General features: G+C 50.4%; 12 protein-coding genes, 3 tRNA genes and 3 rRNA genes. 13 read left to right on the top strand and 5 right to left on the bottom strand.

The annotated features are described in order from the left end of the window. Positions 1–280: 280 nt before the first annotated feature. The 6 genes from IE073_RS12645 to IE073_RS12620 all read left to right on the top strand — a co-directional run bounded on the left by IE073_RS12645 (position 281) and on the right by IE073_RS12620 (position 7,212). Positions 281–1,759 (top strand): 16S ribosomal RNA (locus tag IE073_RS12645). A 227-nt stretch (positions 1,760–1,986) separates the two neighbouring features. Next, positions 1,987–2,063: transfer RNA gene (locus tag IE073_RS12640), tRNA-Ile, on the top strand. 162 nt (positions 2,064–2,225) lie between these two features. Further along, positions 2,226–2,301 (top strand) — tRNA-Ala (locus IE073_RS12635). Positions 2,302–2,601: 300 nt separating this feature from the next. Continuing rightward, positions 2,602–5,400, top strand: a 23S ribosomal RNA gene (locus IE073_RS12630). A gap of 174 nt (positions 5,401–5,574) precedes the next feature. Continuing rightward, positions 5,575–5,689 (top strand): 5S ribosomal RNA (gene rrf, locus IE073_RS12625). The 16S, 23S and 5S rRNA genes sit together here with 2 tRNA genes alongside, the layout of an rRNA operon. A 170-nt stretch (positions 5,690–5,859) precedes the next feature. Next, positions 5,860–7,212, top strand: coding sequence for a YiiX/YebB-like N1pC/P60 family cysteine hydrolase (locus IE073_RS12620; protein WP_189586731.1), 1,353 nt, complete (start codon positions 5,860–5,862; stop codon positions 7,210–7,212). A gap of 89 nt (positions 7,213–7,301) precedes the next feature. Here the strand turns inward: IE073_RS12620 and IE073_RS12615 are convergent, their stop codons facing one another. From IE073_RS12615 to IE073_RS12600, 4 genes are all read right to left on the bottom strand, one after another. After that, a complete protein-coding gene (locus IE073_RS12615; RefSeq protein WP_189586729.1) occupies positions 7,302–7,829 on the bottom strand; it encodes a hypothetical protein in 528 nt (175 codons plus the stop codon). Positions 7,830–7,853: 24 nt separating this feature from the next. Further along, positions 7,854–9,518, bottom strand: a complete 1,665-nt coding sequence (locus IE073_RS12610) for a winged helix-turn-helix domain-containing protein (protein WP_189586725.1) — start codon at positions 9,516–9,518, stop codon at positions 7,854–7,856. A 595-nt stretch (positions 9,519–10,113) separates the two neighbouring features. Then, positions 10,114–10,190 (bottom strand) — tRNA-Met (locus IE073_RS12605). A 178-nt stretch (positions 10,191–10,368) separates the two neighbouring features. Beyond that, positions 10,369–11,448 (bottom strand): sigma 54-interacting transcriptional regulator, encoded by a 1,080-nt coding sequence (locus tag IE073_RS12600; protein WP_189586722.1) that lies wholly within the window; start codon positions 11,446–11,448, stop codon positions 10,369–10,371. Between the two features lie 263 nt (positions 11,449–11,711). On the opposite strand from IE073_RS12600, the gene IE073_RS12595 reads away from it, so the two are divergent. The 7 genes from IE073_RS12595 (at position 11,712) to IE073_RS12570 (ending at position 15,021) form a co-directional block, all read left to right on the top strand. Beyond that, on the top strand, positions 11,712–11,873 hold the full coding sequence (locus tag IE073_RS12595) for a hypothetical protein (RefSeq protein WP_189586719.1): 162 nt from the start codon (positions 11,712–11,714) through the stop codon (positions 11,871–11,873). Between the two features lie 14 nt (positions 11,874–11,887). Further along, entirely contained in the window at positions 11,888–12,022 is a 135-nt protein-coding gene (locus IE073_RS14240) for a hypothetical protein (RefSeq protein ID WP_267905577.1), read from the top strand. A 65-nt stretch (positions 12,023–12,087) separates the two neighbouring features. After that, entirely contained in the window at positions 12,088–12,786 is a 699-nt protein-coding gene (gene pspA / locus IE073_RS12590; RefSeq protein WP_189586716.1) for a phage shock protein PspA, read from the top strand. A 122-nt stretch (positions 12,787–12,908) separates the two neighbouring features. Then, positions 12,909–13,127, top strand: coding sequence for an envelope stress response membrane protein PspB (gene pspB / locus IE073_RS12585; RefSeq protein WP_189586713.1), 219 nt, complete (start codon positions 12,909–12,911; stop codon positions 13,125–13,127). Beyond that, positions 13,124–13,597, top strand: coding sequence for a PspC domain-containing protein (locus IE073_RS12580; RefSeq protein WP_189586709.1), 474 nt, complete (start codon positions 13,124–13,126; stop codon positions 13,595–13,597). The genes pspB and IE073_RS12580 overlap by 4 nt, the downstream gene beginning before the upstream one ends. 138 nt (positions 13,598–13,735) lie before the next feature. After that, positions 13,736–13,981 (top strand): hypothetical protein, encoded by a 246-nt coding sequence (locus IE073_RS12575; protein ID WP_189586706.1) that lies wholly within the window; start codon positions 13,736–13,738, stop codon positions 13,979–13,981. Between the two features lie 2 nt (positions 13,982–13,983). Further along, positions 13,984–15,021, top strand: coding sequence for a GIN domain-containing protein (locus IE073_RS12570; protein ID WP_189586703.1), 1,038 nt, complete (start codon positions 13,984–13,986; stop codon positions 15,019–15,021). A 10-nt stretch (positions 15,022–15,031) separates the two neighbouring features. Here IE073_RS12570 and mnmC2 read toward each other — a convergent pair whose 3' ends face one another. Further along, positions 15,032–16,735 (bottom strand): tRNA (5-methylaminomethyl-2-thiouridine)(34)-methyltransferase MnmC2, encoded by a 1,704-nt coding sequence (mnmC2, locus tag IE073_RS12565; protein ID WP_189586700.1) that lies wholly within the window; start codon positions 16,733–16,735, stop codon positions 15,032–15,034. Between the last annotated feature and the right edge of the window lie 53 nt (positions 16,736–16,788).

Genomic DNA, 16,788 nt, shown 5'->3' with positions numbered 1-16,788 from the left:
AGCTATTTTACATCGTGAATATTGGGAAGAAAGACGCAGGCGGCGTTTGGCTGTGCGCAGATGTGGTAACACACTGCACAATCAGATGAACGATCATGTTTGACGTTTTTTTTCGAAAGTTATGACATTGCTTGGGCTATCTTAATTGGTAGTTTGAGGAACTCGTAATTTTCTTTGAACGCAAAACGTTGAGATGTATTTATACATTTCATACGTCAGTGGCTCTTGGCTGGTTTATTCTGGTTAGGAGCAATAACAACGACATGGTCAGTTTCACTCTCAACCTGAGAGTTTGATTCTGGCTCAGAACGAACGCTGGCGGCGTGCTTAACACATGCAAGTCGAACGAGAAATTACCTTCGGGTAATGGACAGTGGCAGACGGGTGAGTAACGCGTGGCAACCTACCTTTCAGTACGGGACAACAGTTGGAAACGACTGCTAATACCGTATACGTCCTCCGGGAGAAAGATTTATCGCTGATAGATGGGGCCGCGTTAGATTAGCTAGTTGGTGAGGTAATGGCTCACCAAGGCGACGATCTATAGCTGGTCTGAGAGGATGATCAGCCACACTGGGACTGAGACACGGCCCAGACTCCTACGGGAGGCAGCAGTGGGGAATATTGGACAATGGGCGCAAGCCTGATCCAGCAACGCCGCGTGAATGATGAAGGCCTTAGGGTTGTAAAATTCTTTCGCTAGGGAAGATAATGACTGTACCTAGTAAAGAAGCCCCGGCTAACTCCGTGCCAGCAGCCGCGGTAATACGGAGGGGGCTAGCGTTGTTCGGAATTACTGGGCGTAAAGCGTGCGTAGGCGGACTAATAAGTAGAGGGTGAAATCCCAAGGCTCAACCTTGGAACTGCCTTCTAAACTGTTAGTCTTGAGTTCTGGAGAGGTGAGTGGAATTGCTAGTGTAGAGGTGAAATTCGTAGATATTAGCAGGAACACCAGAGGCGAAGGCGGCTCACTGGACAGATACTGACGCTGAGGCACGAAAGTGTGGGGAGCAAACAGGATTAGATACCCTGGTAGTCCACACCGTAAACGATGAGAGCTAGTTGTCTGCAAGCATGCTTGTAGGTGACGCAGCTAACGCATTAAGCTCTCCGCCTGGGGAGTACGGTCGCAAGATTAAAACTCAAAGAAATTGACGGGGGCCCGCACAAGCGGTGGAGCATGTGGTTTAATTCGAAGCAACGCGCAGAACCTTACCTACCCTTGACATGCCGGTCGCGATTTCCAGAGATGGATTTCTTCAATTCGGTTGGACCGTGCACAGGTGCTGCATGGCCGTCGTCAGCTCGTGTCGTGAGATGTTGGGTTAAGTCCCGCAACGAGCGCAACCCTCACTTTTAGTTGCCAGCATTTAGTTGGGCACTCTAGAAGAACTGCCGGTGCTAAGCCGGAGGAAGGTGGGGATGACGTCAGGTCCTCATGGCCCTTACGGGTAGGGCTACACACGTGCTACAATGGCGCTGACAGAGGGTTAATCCCTAAAAGGCGTCTCAGTTCGGATTGTCTTCTGCAACTCGAAGACATGAAGTTGGAATCGCTAGTAATCGCGGATCAGCATGCCGCGGTGAATACGTTCCCGGGCCTTGTACACACCGCCCGTCACACCATGGGAGTTGGTTCTACCCGAAGGCGCTGCGCTAACCAGTTTACTGGAGGCAGGCGACCACGGTAGGGTCAGCGACTGGGGTGAAGTCGTAACAAGGTAGCCGTAGGGGAACCTGCGGCTGGATCACCTCCTTTCTAAGGAAAGATTTGAGTGTCTTCTTTGCGCATTTACTTCGGTAGATGTTGTTTAACGTACGCTTTTATCTTTTTAGAAAATATTTAAGATCCGTCGGCTCACGCCGCGCGGATCACATAGCGGCTAGACGCCGTCTTCGTTTTTCTTCCCATTTGTTTACGACCGGAGCGTCGTTGGTTTAGTTTAAATCAACCGAGCGCATGAGGTTGTAAGCGTGTTGATATGGAGGCCGGTAGCTCAGCTGGTTAGAGCGCGCCCCTGATAAGGGCGAGGTCGGAAGTTCAAGTCTTCTTCGGCCTACCAACATTAATTTTGCTCCGCAAAAATAATGAACCTGCGAAAGCAATTGGCGCAGCCAAATGCGTGCAGGCTCTATAGCCAAGAGATAAATGCTCTCGGCATTTGCTTCGCAATTGCCTGCCGCATTTCTCTTCCCGCATTTTTTGCTTTGCAAAAATTGCTTTAGGGGCTTTAGCTCAGTTGGTAGAGCATCTGCTTTGCAAGCAGAGGGTCAGCGGTTCGAATCCGCTAAGCTCCACCATTTTCAACACATCAAGGTTTTGTCACCGACTTGGGCTTTAGCTCAGACAGGTTGGCAGATATTTGACATCGTATAAGGAGGGCTCATCCGCCCAGAGGCTTTGCGCAGGTTTAACCTGGCAAAGACTTTATCGACAAGGATGAGCTTTAAATAGTAAAGATATCGTCTGGCAGCTCATGTCAGTGAGGTTTGTTCATACACTAAAGTGGACATTTTATTCCTCGCGCATGGGCGCCAAACATTGACGGTTGCGCACCTAACACTTCTGGTCGGGTGTGTGACCATCTCAAGAATCTGAAGAATCAAGCGTTACAAGGGCGTTTAGTGGATGCCTTGGCGCGTAGAGGCGACGAAAGACGTGGTACGCTGCGAAAAGCTCGGGTGAGGTGCGAACAACCTTTGACCCCGAGATCTCTGAATGGGGAAACCCACCTTTACAGACCCCGATACTTTTCTCATTTCTAGCTTGCTAGAATGGGATTGTTATCGAGGTTTGTGTTAGGTATTTTTAACTGAATACATAGGTTAAAAAAGCAAACCCGGGGAACTGAAACATCTCAGTACCCGGAGGAAAGGACATCAACCGAGACTCCGTTAGTAGTGGCGAGCGAACGCGGATCAGGCCAGTGGCAATTTATAACTAATCAGAACAGCCTGGGAAGGCTGACCATAGTGGGTGACAGTCCCGTATGAGTGTTGTTGTAAATTGTCCTCGAGTAGGGCGGAACACGTGAAATTCTGTCTGAACATGGGGGGACCACCCTCCAAGCCTAAGTACTCCTACGCGACCGATAGTGAACAAGTACCGTGAGGGAAAGGTGAAAAGTACCCCGACGAGGGGAGTGAAACAGTTCCTGAAACTGGACGTCTACAAGCTGTCGAAGCTACCTTGCGTAGCGACGGCGTACCTTTTGTATAATGGGTCAGCGACTTGGTCTAACTAGCAAGCTTAAGCCGATAGGTGTAGGCGCAGCGAAAGCGAGTCTTAATAGGGCGAATGAGTTAGTTGGATCAGACCCGAAACCAAGTGATCTAGTCATGTGCAGGTTGAAGGTGCGGTAACACGCACTGGAGGACCGAACCCACTTATGTTGAAAAATGAGGGGATGACGTGTGACTAGGGGTGAAAGGCCAATCAAACTTGGAGATAGCTGGTTCTCCGCGAAATCTATTTAGGTAGAGCGTCAGTTGAATACCCTCGGGGGTAGAGCACTGGATGGGCTAGGGGGACTCACCGTCTTACCAAACCTAACCAAACTCCGAATACCGAGGAGTAATGACTGGCAGACACACTACGGGTGCTAAGGTCCGTAGTGGAAAGGGAAACAGCCCTGACCGCCGTCTAAGGTCCCTAAGTAATGACTAAGTGGTAAAGAATGTGAGAATGCTTAGACAATCAGGAGGTTGGCTTAGAAGCAGCCATCCTTTAAAGATAGCGTAACAGCTCACTGATCAAGCGTTCCTGCGTCGAAAATGTACCGGGGCTTAAGTCATTCACCGAAGACGCGGGTGCACATTTATGTGCGCGGTAGCGGAGCGTTCCGTAAGCCTGTGAAGGTCACCTGTTAGGGTGGCTGGAGGTATCGGAAGTGAGAATGCTGACATGAGTAACGATAAAAGGGGTGAGAGACCCCTTCGCCGAAAGATCAAGGTTTCCTGCGCAATGCTAATCAGCGCAGGGTTAGCCGGCCCCTAAGACGAGGCAGAAATGCGTAGTCGATGGGAACCACGTTAATATTCGTGGGCCATTGGGTAGTGACGGATGCCGTATATCGTATCCCCTTATTGGATTGGGGGTGCGGTGAAGGCGTTCCAGGAAATAGCTCCCATTTGAGACCGTACCCCAAACCGACACAGGTGATCAGGTAGAGCATACCAAGGCGCTTGAGAGAACTCTGCTGAAGGAACTCGGCAAATTACCTCCGTAACTTCGGGAGAAGGAGGCCCACCATTAAGGCAACTTTTTGGTGGGGGCACAGACCAGGGGGTGGCGACTGTTTATTAAAAACATAGGGCTCTGCGAAGTTGCAAAACGACGTATAGGGTCTGACGCCTGCCCGGTGCCTGAAGGTTAAAAGGAGTGGTGAAAGCTGCGAATTGAAGCCCAGGTAAACGGCGGCCGTAACTATAACGGTCCTAAGGTAGCGAAATTCCTTGTCGGGTAAGTTCCGACCTGCACGAATGGCGTAACGACTTCCCCACTGTCTCCAGCAGAGACTCAGTGAAATTGAATTCCTCGTGAAGATGCGAGGTACCCGCGGCTAGACGGAAAGACCCCATGCACCTTTACTACAGCTTCACAGTGGCATTTGTAATGATATGTGTAGGATAGGCGGGAGTCTTTGAAACCTGAGCGCTAGCTCGGGTGGAGACGTCCTTGAAATACCGCCCTTGTCCTTATAGATGTCTAACCGCGGTCCGTTATCCGGATCCGGGACCCTGTGTGGTGGGTAGTTTGACTGGGGCGGTCGCCTCCTAAAGAGTAACGGAGGCGCGCGAAGGTTGGCTCAGACCGGTCGGAAATCGGTCGTTGAGTGCAATGGCATAAGCCAGCCTGACTGCGAGACTGACAAGTCGAGCAGAGACGAAAGTCGGTCATAGTGATCCGGTGGTCCCGCGTGGAAGGGCCATCGCTCAACGGATAAAAGGTACGCTGGGGATAACAGGCTGATGACGCCCAAGAGTCCATATCGACGGCGTTGTTTGGCACCTCGATGTCGGCTCATCGCATCCTGGGGCTGGAGAAGGTCCCAAGGGTATGGCTGTTCGCCATTTAAAGCGGTACGTGAGCTGGGTTTAGAACGTCGTGAGACAGTTCGGTCCCTATCTACCGTGGGAGTAGGAGTTTTGAGAGGATCTGCCCTTAGTACGAGAGGACCGGGGTGGACATTCCTCTGGTGGAGCTGTTGTCACGCCAGTGGCATTGCAGCGTAGCTATGAATGGACAGGATAACCGCTGAAAGCATCTAAGCGGGAAACCCCCCTCAATACGAGAACTCCCCTGAGAGTCGTTGTAGACTACAACGTTGATAGGCTGGGTGTGGAAGCATGGTAACATGTGGAGCTTACCAGTACTAATAACTCGATTGGCTTGATTCATTTCAGATTGTTTTACAGCCAAGCAAGTGATTATTTATAATCATAAGCGAATGTAAAACGTTAGTGCCCATGCGCGTGGACTAAAATGTCACGCGCAGCTGGCAGACGATATCTTTACTATTTACGCAAACCACACACCCATACGTGTGGAATGCGGTTTATGTTTTGCATTGACCGGGTGGTTATTGCGAGAGGTCCCCACCTGATCCCATTCCGAACTCAGCCGTTAAGCCTCTCAGCGCCGATGGTACTTTGTCTTAAGGCACGGGAGAGTAGGTCACCGCCCGGTTTATACAAAACATACAACACTCCCTCCTATACAATACAAAACAGCCCCGCTCGGACACAAATCCAGCGGGGCTTTTTTGTAACCAAAAATCCAACAGAACAGCAGAGATCAAAAAGAAACAGGGCCATATAGCAGTAGTCATCAACACCCGACGCGTTAAAGTCGGCCGCATGATCGCCACTACTAGTGAATTAGAACACGTTAAGACCCCAATGTTTGTTTCAACACCCGTAGTGGCTGAGACTATTCATAACCATACCCAAACTTTGCGAGCTTGTTATTTGGCATTGCCAAGCCTTTCTGAACTCGACGTTTTAATGGCTGATGCGGCGGCTGCAGAGGCGCGCGGCTATTATGACCCGGTAGAGGATGAGAGGCTTAGGGATGCTTATACGCGTTATCTCGCCATTCGCGTCTCCCTTTGGCAAATTGTTCAAGAGCTCCATCCGTCATCTCACCGAGCGCAGTTTAAGCCAAACCAGGCCACCGATGAGGATTGGCGAAATTTCGGGATCGCATTTTGCGCGGCCGAAATAATCGTTCGAACCGGAGAATATTTAATCGGCTTGGCTCGAACGCGGAATTTAGTCTGGGAGAAATTGGATGAAGCCAATTTAACCTACGCATTGCCACGGAAGAGTTTTACCCGTCTCTACCGCCAATTAACGTCGGCTTTTCAAATGCATGGGTTTTATAGAGCTTGTGAGACGTTTGATCGAAATAGGGCGGAGATTCTAAAAAAATCTGATCCCTATATTCAAGCGGTTCTTACCGAACAAAATTTGCCCACCGCTTCACGTGGGGACCATCTAAAGCGGTACCGCCGGTTCCTTCGTCACTCATTAAAGCGCCGTCAAAACTCTGCTTTGAAAAACATCGTTTTCTCCATTTTTGAAATGGCGGGATCTGATATTGCAGACCTGAAAATTCCTTTTGTAAAACCAGGTCGGTCCCTAAAGCGCGTGACACCCGAAGTCATAGATGCGCTTCGACCCTTGCTCCGACCCGGTGATGTTTTTGTGACTCGCCATGATGATGCCATGAGCAATGTTTTTCTTCCCGGCTTCTGGCCCCATAGTGCGCTCTGGCTAGGAGAACCAGACTTGGAAGTCCTTGAGGCAAAAAAGGATGGGGTCCTTTTCCGTGAGCTAAATGAAACGCTCCAAGTTGATGCTTTTACAGTCATCAGGCCTAGATTGCCGGCAGACGAGATTGCTAGTGCCTTAACACGCGCCCAGAAGCATGCAGGGAAACTATATGATTTCGTTTTCGATTTCCGCACCTCTGACCGCCTAGTGTGTACGGAAGTCGTCTACCGCGCGTATCACGGTGTCGGCCCGATCAATTTCAATTTGATTATGGAAGCAGGACGACACTGTCTTTCGGCCGAAGCCTTACTCAATCAAGGAGTCGGACAGGAGTGGTTTGACGTGGTTGCAATCTATGGGGTTGAGGACGACCAACTCCATACAGGCCCGGAAGCCAAAGAAATGCTGAGCAATAGTTTTGATTCCGCATTTTAGCGTGATCAATGGGGGGCAATCCACCCTACCGCCATAGGGAGTAATGCGCCCGCTCATCGCTTGAGCAGAGCGAGCGCCTTTTTCTATATCTAGTTAGGCCAACCAAATCCGCCGCCATTCCCTACAGACCCTTCAGGGTCAAAGTAGAACAGGCGGTAATATGTCTGACCGTCAATGATGATTTGGACTGAAAGATACCCGGAAAACCGCCACTGTCCATTTGGCGCTATTACCGCAAAGGACGACGCCGATTTGATTGACAGCCGTTGACGGTCTGCCTCCTTATCTTCCTGTGTTGTTTTGTTCTTCGTCGGCTTCCAATCCGAAACCGACACAACAGCCGTTTCCTCAGCAAATGGAGACAAAAAGAGTTTTCCTAAATCTGCCGTTCCCACAGTGACGACACTGCAATCCATGACTTTGAGGCTGAGTTCGTTCTCTGCACGCCCTGTCGCGGTGATAGAAATATCCAGCTCATCACCTTGTTCAAAATGCGCTGTGCCGGCAAGCGGGCCGTATTTCTCCGCTTGGTATCCTTTAGGCGCTTTAAAATTATGTTGGAGAGACCGAGTAATTTGATTAATATCGAACTCGAGTTGAAGTGTGTATTTTGTCATTCTGATTGCCCCAGTTTTAAGTTACTATTCAGACACTATGAGATGATATCCTTGATCTTGTCTTAAGGCCCGAAGCTCCGGGTCGTTTTGAATTTCCTTCAGAGGGTATCCCCCGTCAATTGCGCGTTGGAGTAATCCGAGGCTTAGGTCTCGGTCCCCCCAGATTTCGGCCGTAACAAGTGCACGATAATATTGAATGGCTGACAGTTCTGGCTGCGAAAGGACCTGTCTCAACAATGGGGTAGGACGCTCCCCTGACGACATTTTAGCTTCGTACAAAGCTATACGCGTGCGCAGATCAACGTCCTCAGGCCTCGACTTCAGGCTTTCTTTCCAAATTTGCACCGCACGTTTGTAGTTTTGATTTGCTTTGTCCTGCTTCCCGTTTGTCCAACGATAAGCATCCCCAAGGTTCGCCCAAAATTGAGGGTCATGTGTGTTGCCGTCTAATCTGAGGGTTTTCTCAAAAGCGGACGCGGCCAATTCATAGTTTCCATCAAAAAACAAATATGTTCCCAAATTATTATAAAGGGCCGCGGACTCGCTACGCTCCAATCCGTTTTGAACGATTTTAACTGCTTCGGATGTTTTGTTTTGGAGATGCAATATCTGCGCAGCCGACGCATAGAACCAAGGGTTTTCGGGATCGAGTTCTATAGCCCTTTTTGAATAACGCTCTGCTTTCGGAAGATCATTATTGTAGACATATAATTTCGCGGCATTTGACTGAAAAAGTGCATTATCTGGATAGAGGGAAATAGATCTTATGATCAGCGCCTCTGCGCCGTCCAAATCTCCTGATGAGCCTAAAAGCCTAAAACGACTTTCCAGTGTTAACGGGTTGTCTTCATCTAAGGAGTCCGCGCGTTCAAGATATTGAAGCGCGTTTGCGCGCTCATTGTCGAATTCCGCCGCCCAAGCCATCGCGATGTATGATAAAGCCAGGTGCTCGTTATGTTTGAGCGCGCGCAATGCTGATGATTTAGCGTTCTTAATTAAAGCGGGATCTGATTCAGCAGACGTGAATTCGCGAATATAGGCAAGGGCCAAACCTGCGTGGGCCGTCGCATTCTCTGGCTCCCTTTTGAGGACCGACTGAAAATGAGATTGAGCTTCCTCGACGGCGTCAACATGGCCAAAATTATGAATTTTTTCAAAACCCGCGGTGAGTTCCTCACCAACAGAAAGCGTTTCCAACGGTATGGGGCCGCGAGATAATATAAAAATGATCAATCCCAGTGTGATGGTGACGGCCAATGAGAGCGCTGCGGTCAGTCCCTTGACGGACTTTGATTTCGATTTGGGCGATAGTTTGGGTGGAGCCAGTATGGAGGGAGGCGTCGTCTCGACCTGATTTATATCCGGCGGGCTCAAAACGCCTGGCGTCTCGGGCGCGACCTCTGCGATGAGGCGGTATCCCCTGCGGGAGATTGTCTCAATATATTTGTAATGTCCGCGCTTGTCTCCCAAGGCTTTTCGTAAAAGCGAAATCGCTCGAGAGAGGCGTTCATCACCGCCGAAATCGACACCCCAAACCGCAGTGATCAACTCTTCCCGCGAAAAGACTGTGTTTGGTTTTTCTGCCAGAACCTTCAGGAGCTGCATGACTTTCGGTTCAACGATTGATGGACCGTCAAAGCCGTCAATTAAATTGCCATCAAAATCAATGCGTGCGTTCCCGATACGCATGAGTGTCTCCCGTCGGCCATTTGATTTTCTTTTCAAATGCAACCTCGTTCTTCTATAGAATTTGCATGCAAAAGGGCAACCTAAGAAAAACCTAAGAAAAGTCTAAGCGATCCCACAGGACTTCTTTTGTCTGAGGTTGTTATCCATGTGTTGCGAGTTGAATGGACTACAGACTTAGTTTGGTCGCTTCGCCAAAGACTGAAATGACTTAACGTCAAATTGGATAAATTACATGTGGGGGCCAAGATCTCGACTTCCCATCTAGATCACCAGCCGGCAATTTATCTAATTGTGCGACTATCCAGCACTTACCCGAACGTTGAGCCGTTCAGTCTTTGAAAACACAAAGTCAGACCAGATGGTCTGCAAACCTGATAGGCAATCACGCTTGCTTATCCACAGAATAGCCTTTTCGGGGCGCAGAAAAAGGCTAAGCGGGCTCAGAAATGAGCCCGCTTTTTTCGTTTCGGCCTATTGCGCCTCCAATGGTACGTAAATGACGGCGAAGATTGAAGCCCGAGAGATAAGAACAGGGAGCAAAGTCTTATGCGAACAAAGCATAAAAAAACCGCCTAAAAGGCGGCGGGCGTTTGGTTGGTTGCGGGGGTAGGATTTGAACCTACGACCTTCAGGTTATGAGCCTGACGAGCTACCGGGCTGCTCCACCCCGCGTTACCAAATTCCCCTGTTTCCAGGGGAGACAGGCATATATGGTCACTCTGTCAGATTATCAACCCGCAATGTTCGTTGTTGAACGTTTTATTGCAGCCAATTGCAGAACACGGTCTGGCCGCTTGCGGGCTTTTGATGATCTCGCCCCGCTGCTGACCGCAGTTGGCGCCTCTAGGCACTATTTCTTGAGCCCATGTTTACGCATCAAACCTCGAAACTGATGATAGCTCAGCCCGAGATGTTCGGCAGCCTTTCCTTGATGATTGCCCGATACATGCAACGCCTCGTCAATCAACTTGCGCTCAAAAGTTAAGACCCGGTTTTGAAAATCGAGCGGCTCTACCTGATGCGGTGCGTTTTTCTCCAGCGGAGGAAGTGTATAGGCGGGCATTGGAGTATTTGTCTGAGGTAAACTCGACTTTGGGGCTGATGGCATCTCTTGAGGCCGACGCTCTCGAAGGCGGTGCGGGCTTTCAAAGGGGTCGAATTGAAGCGGGCCAGCGGGTCCTCCGCCGATCGGATCCTTCAGCGTTTCATCGGCAAGCCAGGCTTGTGCCGTATTGCGTTCAACAATGGTTTTGAGCTCGCGGACATTCCCAACCCAGTTGCGATCCAATAGCTGTTCGCTGGCCTCTGCTGTAAAGCCAGGAAAACGATCGGCGCCAAGTTCGGCCGCGATTTTCTTTCCAAAATGATCTGCAAGCGGAAGAATGTCATCTCTACGCGCGCGCAGCGGCGGGAGCGTCATAACTTCGAAAGCCAAGCGGTCTAACAAGTCTGCCCGAAAGTCTCCCCGCGCAACGGCAGCAGGGAGGTCGACCGCACTCGCGGCAATGACACGGACATCGACTTCTTGTTCGGCATGCTCGCCGCTGGCTTCATAACGACCATATTCAATAGCGCCCATGAGCTTTTCCTGAAGGCGCGGCGATACGCTGTCGACGTTATCGAGGAATATCGTGCCTTCATCTGCATGATAGAATTTTCCGTTCGTGTCGTCGCGGCCATCTAGAAAGCTTTGACCGAAAAACTCTTCATCCAGTCTTTCATCTGTAAAAGCCGCGCAATTGACGGTGAGGAAGACCTTTTCCCATCGTGGCGAAAGGAAATGGAGGCGCTTTGCGATCAATTCTTTACCGGTACCGCGCTCCCCTACAATCAAAACGGGGCGTTCTAGAACAGCAGAATCTGAGACTCGGTCTAGAATCGCGAGGTAGGATTGGCTCTGACCAATCGGTTGTGGGGGTAGGGCAGCCATAATTGGTCCAAACAGCTAAATAGAGTTAGTAATTTATACTAAATGCAGGCGTAAATTACCATTCATTTCTGCGTCAGGAATCTCAAATTTTATAAAATCGTTTAAAAACAGTCGTTTAAAAGAATTCGACAATTTTGATTTTATGCGCCATCTTTTGTTTGTCGGCGGAGGGCAACAGCCCAAAGCGAGACAAGAGACGAAACAGAGACTGACCTGGGTGTGCCAACCCAAGTCTCTGAAACTGGAAGACAAAGGAGAGAATAATGACCTTCCGTACGATTGAAAAAGACATGGTTTCTGTGGGTGCCACCACGGGATCCGATATTACGACAGGTGCGGGACGTCGTTCACGCTCTGCCCGACGGGCAACAATCTTGGGGTCGCGTTTCAGCAGCTCCCGGGTCTGGGTTTACTCGAACATTTAAGGAGACGCGTTAAAATGGACCGTTATTCAAATACATCAAGTGACTGGCGCGCAAAGGGTGCGCGCTTTGTCCGCTACCTGACAACACGATCGACAGAATGCTGGGGCTTCTTTGCCGCAGGTATCGTGATCGCAGTGATTTTCCTCTAACCTCTTATTAAAACTCAGGCTTGTTTGACCGAGCCAAATTACAAACGTCAATTAGGAGACAAAACATGGGTATTTTTTCCCGCATGGGTGACATCATCAACTCAAATCTCAACGCCATGATCGACAAGGCGGAAGATCCAGAGAAGATCGCCCGCCTCATCATTCAAGAGATGGAAGACACATTGGTCGAAGTTCGTACCGACGCCGCACGTAATATCGCGGAGCGCAAAGAACTTTCCCGCAAAGCCGATGACTACTCAGCGCGTGCCAGCGATTGGGAAGCCAAAGCAGAGCTTGCGCTCAACAAAGGTCGTGAAGACCTTGCCCGCGGCGCGCTTTCAGCCAAACAACAATCCGAACAAATGGTCGATGTTGTCGAACGCGAAATCGCAGTTCTGGACGAAGCCGTTGCGAAAGCCGATGAGGACTTAGGTAAGTTACAGACAAAACTGAACGAAGCCAAAGCCAAGCACAAAGCGCTATCCATGCGTTCGTCCGTTGCCAAAGGCCAAATCAAGATGCGCACGATGGTGCGTGACACGAAAGTCGAAGACGCACTTTCCCGCTATGAGCGGATGGAGCGTAAAGTTGACGACCTAGAAGCACACGTCGAGAGTTTCGATCTAGGCACAGGCGATAGCCTCGAAAGCCAGTTCGCAGAACTTGAGGCCAATGACGCGGTCGAAGACGAACTCGCAGCGCTCAAAGCGCGGATTAATAAGCCCAAAGCCGCCAATGGTGGTTCCAAAAAGAAAGCCGGTTAAGCCGACTACACAAATTGCGCCCAGCCCTCTAGGTTGACTAGAGAATTCCCCGAACCTTCCCCGAAGTTCAATGATGGGCTGGGCGCAACACTAAAATAGGAGAGAGATAGAAAGGCATGGAAATGGGCATATTAATACCACTCGCGCCGTTCATCATGGTTCTTGGCATCGTCTGGGTCAGCGCGCATTACAAGCACCTGAATAAGACAGCTGGGACGATCACGGATGATCAAGCGACTGAACTGACACAAATGTCAAAAATAGCGGATATTCTGGACCAACGTGTGGCCGTATTGGAGCGCATTCTGGACGATGAAGTCCCAGATTGGAGAGAGAAGTGAGTAAGTCCTACAAAAACCCAACGCATCGCATGCTCAATGACATGAACTGGGATGGATCTAACGACGGATACCCATATCGGGGTCCAAACAAGCTTCGCCGCAATACAGTTGATGGAAAACTCGGCGGCGTTTGCGCCGGCATCGGTGACTACCTCGGCTGGGACCACACAATGGTCCGGATCATTACGATCTTGCTGATCATCTTCACGGGCTTGCCAGCGATCGCTTATGTCATTCTCTGGGTTCTAATGCCCAAAGATGACCGTGCACCTTATATTCGGGAATACCGCGAACAACAGGAAGCGCGCAGCCGTATGGAATCCCCAGTCGGGACCGCTGGATCAAAAACCACTTATGGTGATGTAAAGTCAAAGTTCCGGTCATTGGAAGTCCGCTTGCAGGACCTCGAACGGTCAATCACCTCGAAGGAATGGAAGCTGAATCGCGACTTCCGTGATTTAGAGAATTAGTGAAAAAGGAGGCGCGTAGACCGCGCCTCCACCCCTCATAAAAGATACAAGCGCGGTGCCACGCGCGGGATCAAAAAACACCAACATGACGCAGTGCCATGCGTCCCATTTTTGAATTTTGGCTAAGGGAGAGACGCCATGATGAAAACCGCTATTTTATTTACCGCTACCGTCTTGGGAGGTGCTGCTCCTGCAGTTCCAACGATTTCGGACGCTGACCCAACGATTCTAGCCTTGCCTGGCGCTGAAAAAGTCATCGCACAATTTTCTTACTTGGAATTAAGCCATGGTGTTGAAGGCTTTGGCTTGTCGGTTACAGACAAGACGGATGTCTTCGTTGACGTCGAATTCCCAGGTGATCTTCACATTCGGATCGGATTCTAAACATGCGCAATACGTTTAAAAAAAGCCTGTTACTTTTAAGTCTGATGGCGAGTGCGAGCGTCGCCGCCCCTGCAGTCGCTGCGGATACATTGGAAATTCGGAATTTTATCGGCACGATCAATTGGGCCAATGGCGACATGAATGTCGAGATCGATAAGAACGAAGGGCAGACTGAAATTAACGGTCGAACCGACATGACAATTGATGGCGGCCAAGACGATATTGACGGCCGAAAATGTAAGTCTTCCTATGGAAGTTTTTCCGTTGATTGGTTCGGTAAAGAGAAAAATGGTCGCTTTGGCGGCTATGATGACCTTGATGAGATGCCCATTTTGACGATTGCTGTTCCCAGTGACACCAATCTTGTCGTTCGGAACTCGGTGATCTTCACGGAAGGCGCCCCGAACATCGGAAGTGCGGACATCGACCTACGCTATTGTGGCAATGTAACCCTCGGCGATATTCAAGGCAATTTGGCGCTGGATAGTCGTGGGTCTGCAGATCTGACAGTTGGCGCAACTGGCAATATGGCCCTTGTTTTAAGGGGCTCGGGTGATTTAACGGGCGGCAATAGCGGCGATGTTTTGCTTCGATCTCAAGGCTCGGGCGACGTTGATCTCGAAAATATTTCATCTTTGGAGGCAACCCTGCAAGGTTCTGGTGACGTTACGGCCCAAAACGTGGCTGGCGAGGTGGATATATCCTCTCGTGGGTCTGGTGATGTTGAGCTGGATAGCGTTGACGGCAATCTCACCTACCGCAGCCAAGGGTCTGGCGACTTAGAAATCGATATGTTGAAAAGTTCGAAAGCGGATATTCTTTCCAGCGGATCTGGCGACATCGACATTGGTAGCGGACGTATTGAAAACCTAACTGCGGTGGCCAGAGGCTCGGCAAGTATTGAGTTCGGTGGTCTGGTGACAGATGCAAATCTACGCGCGACAGGGTCTGGAGACATTCGGATCGAACGGGTGATTGGGGATGTGGAGATCAAATCTTCCGGCTCAGGCGAAGTCCAGATCGATGACCGCGGCGAGTAAACCGAACATTCTATTCATAGCGGGTTCGGGCTTCAAAAAGAGCGCGAACCTGTCGATCTAACGGCCCCACCTCGTTACACAGATGAGCCACTAAGGCTTCTGCGAGCAGCGGAGCAAATGTAAAGCCGCGACTTCCCAGGCCCGTTATCGCCCAAATGGCGCAATCGGGGTCGGTGGAGAGGTTCGCTAAAATCGGCAGCGTATCGCGACTGGTGACGCGGACACTAGCGCGGGAAGGGCGGTCGAGTGGCGCGACGGGTTTGTTTAAAACTTCCGCCAATGCGGCAAGATTTCGCGCGTCGTCTTCGGCTCTCAACGCAAAGGGGTCGCGATCATCTAGGCGGTCATGTGTTGCCCCGACGAGCGCGGCACCATCAATATTTGCAACATAGCCCCCATAAGCCAAGGGCTTCTCAGACACGGGTTCTGACCAACTTAATTGACCGCGCGACAAACGAAGGTGAAGTTCAGGCGCGAGACTTTTTAGGCCATATCCTGCGGCTAGAAAGACATGACTATATTGAGACTTGGCGGTTGCTTCATCATAGCTCTTGTCCAGAACTTCGACGTCACTGAAAATGCGAGATGGGTCGATAACTAATGCGCTCTCTATCTCTAAAGCTCCATCGGCAAGAAACATATGGTTTTCACCTAGGGCGGCTTGCAAGACCAGTTTCTCAAACCGAGCCTTATCTTTTTGCAATTTTGGGAGTTGCGTAACTCCACGCTCTAGTACGGCGGTTTCAGGATAGCTGCGAAGGGCGTGGAGATAAGCCGACAAAAAGAACCGACTCTCGGGCCTGTCTTGTAAATCAAATCGGGGTTTGACCAAAGCCAGAGGATTTCCACTCGCGGCAGGGTGGTTTCTGTCGTCTATGATTTGGAAAGGGATTCCACGTGTTTTGAGGGCGCGCGCCAAAGACCGTCCCGCAATACCTGCACCAACAATCAATGCCTTTTTAATAGGGGGGTGCGCTGTTGTGGAAGCTACCGGGTAATCGGGACTTAGTTCCGCTTCCAATCGGTGGCGCTTCTTTCCAAATCCAGGCATTTTTTTCACGATGAACCCAGCATCTCCTAGCGCTCTTCGAACCGCGCCTGCGACAGAAAATGTAGCCAATTTGGCCCCAGCTGCGCTCTGTCCTGCGATGGCGTACATGACATCAGAACTCCACATCATCGGATTGCCTGACGGGTTGAACCCATCCAGAAACCAAGCATTCGCTTTTAATCCGTCGGTTTGTTCCAACGCATTTATAACATCGTCATGGATAAGGGTCAGTGTAATCGAGCCAAATTCCAATCTGTGAATGCCGCGAACCCGCCCAGGCCAAGCCGCGATGAGGCGCTCACTATAGGGCGTTAAGTCTGACCAAGCCTTGAGGGCCCGTTCAAGTTGGACTTTATCAAAAGGAAATTTCTCGACCGAGACAAAGTGTAGTCGTTGTGAGGGCGACTTGGTGCGATTCCACATTTGCCAGGCAGCCAGAAAATTCAAGCCAGACCCAAAGCCGAGTTCGGCAATCGTAAAGACGGGTTTGGATTCCCAAGCCTCTGGCAGGCCGCATCCGCTTAAAAAAACGACACGGGATTCTTCCAATCCACCATCAGTGGAAAAATAGACATCGCCGAATGTTGTTGCGACCGGAGCTTCGGCTTCTGACCAATTTAGATCAGCGGCAGGCGTTTGCGTGAGGGGGCAAGGTTGAGGCATATGTCTTCTTACCCTGCAAAATGTTCTAGGTCACGATCCCGAGGAGCTCGGAA

It is taken from the genome of Litorimonas cladophorae (assembly GCF_014652455.1).
GTDB lineage: Bacteria > Pseudomonadota > Alphaproteobacteria > Caulobacterales > Maricaulaceae > Litorimonas > Litorimonas cladophorae.
This window is presented reverse-complemented; position numbering and strand designations above follow the sequence as displayed.